4 protein-coding genes are annotated in these 2,708 nt (G+C 40.2%); 1 reads left to right on the top strand and 3 read right to left on the bottom strand.

Annotated elements, in window-relative coordinates; genetic code table 11:
- Positions 1–474: 474 nt before the first annotated feature.
- On the bottom strand, positions 475–603 hold the full coding sequence (locus BM613_RS15710) for a hypothetical protein (protein WP_281267867.1): 129 nt from the start codon (positions 601–603) through the stop codon (positions 475–477).
- Between BM613_RS15710 and BM613_RS14205 the strand changes: the two genes are divergently transcribed.
- Positions 602–1,465: a hypothetical protein gene (locus BM613_RS14205; protein ID WP_181363204.1), complete on the top strand. Its 864-nt coding sequence runs from the start codon at positions 602–604 to the stop codon at positions 1,463–1,465. The genes BM613_RS15710 and BM613_RS14205 overlap by 2 nt on opposite strands.
- Before the next feature lie 12 nt (positions 1,466–1,477).
- Here BM613_RS14205 and BM613_RS14200 read toward each other — a convergent pair whose 3' ends face one another.
- Both BM613_RS14200 and BM613_RS14195 read right to left on the bottom strand, forming a co-directional pair.
- Positions 1,478–1,837 carry a glutaredoxin family protein gene (locus BM613_RS14200; RefSeq protein WP_109431816.1) on the bottom strand — a complete coding sequence of 120 codons (360 nt, stop codon included), beginning with the start codon at positions 1,835–1,837 and terminating at the stop codon, positions 1,478–1,480.
- 70 nt (positions 1,838–1,907) lie between these two features.
- Positions 1,908–2,531, bottom strand: coding sequence for a hypothetical protein (locus BM613_RS14195; RefSeq protein ID WP_109431815.1), 624 nt, complete (start codon positions 2,529–2,531; stop codon positions 1,908–1,910).
- Positions 2,532–2,708: the final 177 nt, after the last annotated feature.

Here is a 2,708-nt window from a genome sequence, read left to right as displayed (position 1 = left end):
CCCCAAGGGGCATGAAAGGGGCATGAAAGGGGCATGAAAGGGGCATGAAAGGGGCATGAAAGGGGCATGAAGGTATATGAAGCGAAAAGGCTATATATATAGTTTTCTTTCTCACTATATATATATATATGAGCAAAAAACCTTATTCTATCGCTGGTCTCATGCGAATTTTTCATGCTCCTTCTCTTCTATGCAATCTTTTTGCTAGGGAAGCATGACTAAGCTTTCGCTGTAACCATTTTGCGCAGGGCGTCGTCAAATGAAAAAGAGGTTTGTGATTATACAGCCAAGGGGATAAGGCACTCAATAATGTGTCGAATTTCTACTGTGCGGTTTGATCTGATGATCAAGATACCGTGATATTTTAAGACAAAGGGTGGTTTGTGTGCAAAAACGATCATTTGGAATCGGTGTGGCTGCGTTAGCTTTGACGTGCTTGGCAATGACGGGGTGTGGGACGATCCCTTTTGCGAATCAGAATTCAACCAAGGCAGCTAACTTAACCCAAACATCAACTTCCGAAGCTCCAACTTCTAACAGTACAAATAGCACATCGAGCAGCCCAAATACTTCACAAAACGCAACAAGTTCTACACCAAGCATGAAAAAAGACACTTCGCAAACCAAAGCATCGAATGTCATCGTACATTCGTATGCAAGTGTAAGTCAGGCGACGAATGCAATGGACGCTATTCAGCAAAGATTTGGTCAAATCTATCCATCTGGTCCTAACCTTAATTTAGGCAACGGAATAAGTGCAGAGCAAGATGGTTCGCTCGGATCATTGTATTTAAAGTGGACGGAAGGTCGTTGGACGATACTTGCTCAATTAGCGAGTTCCGGTGCGGTGACACAAGCGAAACAAATGGTTTCGTATCTGCACACGCACATGTTACCTGTTCCACAGAATAAAGGGGTAATTCGTGTTATTCAATCACTTAACTCGACCCTCTACACGAGAACCATCGTTGCATGGCAAGTTGAAACTAAGGTCTATGAAATACAGAAAACTGGAAATCCAGTTTCCACTTTAAAAATTGCCGTAAATTCTTGTATTGGTAATGAGATAGCTTTAAATGATATGAGAATAGGTAATTTATCCATAGGGATGTCTCTCGATACCGTTAAGAAGTTTTATGGCAGACCATCAAATATTACCACTGCCCACGGAGCTGGTACAACGGAATTAATATATAAAAGTCAAGGGTTTACGGTAAGCGGTAATCCTGTTTGGCAGGTGAATGTGTCGAGTCCGTTTTCTGGAAGTACTCCACGCGGAGTGCATATCGGAAGTGCTATAAGTGATGTTGAGAAGGCATATCCTAAAATCACAAAGTTTAATAATCAAGGTGGGGTCTTCCTGATTGAGTCCTCTGAGGATAAGATGTATCAAATTAGCTTTCAGACCAAAAATAACGTAGTTACACAAATTATGCTGACAAGGAGTATGCCTTATAAATCTTAAGCAGGGGATTAATTAATCCCCTGCTCTATAACCTAACGTATTGAATGGCACAATAATTTTTTTCGGTCTGTTATCAATAAGTCGATTAAATCGCTTTTTTGGAATGATTGCATCTCCTTTAGGAATATCTATCACGAATTTTTGACGAATTAATATTCTTAAATGCTCAGGTTCAAATCCTTCATACAAATGGCCATCTATAATAAATGCTGGCAATACGGATGAACCTAATTTTAAGAATTCACGGCGAGCTTCAAAATTAGTTGACGTATTTCGAATGACATGGGGTACATTATGTTTTCTAAAAAGTGCTTTAGCCATTTCGCAAAATGGGCAAAGCTCTTGAGTGTATAATACAATTTCCTTAGACATATTGATTTCACCTCCGTGAAAATTAAATTCCCCCTTCACTGAAACTCAGTGAAAGGAGAATAGTGGGCAATTATACATATGAGTAGGAAGAAAGCCAGCCAGAATTGCTGGCTATATTAATTAACTTGATACCTGGCTCTGATTCTCCACAATTCATATAGTGGCCAGCATCCCATGGAGAAGCTCCCATAGCTTCCATTGAAGCTTGAGCACCTTGCTCTCTATAATATGCTAATTGTCCTGAACTTGGAGGATTTGGCGTGTCCCCTAGACCATAATAGTGAACACTATTAGCTGTTACATAACATCCGCCGTCCGTTTCGACGCTAGTCTTTGATAAACCACCCGGATAGCCATTTTGATAGGCACCGGACCAATTAACTTGTTGACCAAAGATATCCGTCCATGCATTACTTCCACCGTTATATGAATAATTCACTTGATCGATATAGGCATTTACGCCATCACTTAGTGAGCAGAAGTAAGGGAAACTTCCACATGTTGAACCATAGCAATACCCAAATGAAGAAGTTTGATTTGCTGGATTGTTGATTGGAATTCCCCATTCGTCGTACCATTGGCTTGCAATGGCTGATTGAGGAACGTTCGTTCCACTAGCAGCTTGTGAAATATAGCTACTGTAATCGTTCCAAAACGTAGAATACGAGGGTTTTCCGTAATAATTGCAGGTCATATGAATTACCTCCTTCACATTCTTGATTTACACTGGCTAGTGTAAATCAGATAAGGGATACATCCTTGGTTTTGTCCCTCTACTCTTTACAACAATCCGACTTGCACTTTTGAAAACCTCATTCATAAATTTTTTTCGTGGACTCTAAAATCAAGCGTAAACATGCTCTCTGTTCTC

Origin of the sequence: Sulfoacidibacillus thermotolerans (assembly GCF_003144315.1) — a bacterium.
Lineage (GTDB): Bacteria > Bacillota > Bacilli > Alicyclobacillales > SLC66 > Sulfoacidibacillus > Sulfoacidibacillus thermotolerans.
The sequence above is the reverse complement of the archived record's forward strand: the minus strand, read 5'-3'. Positions and strand labels throughout refer to the sequence as shown.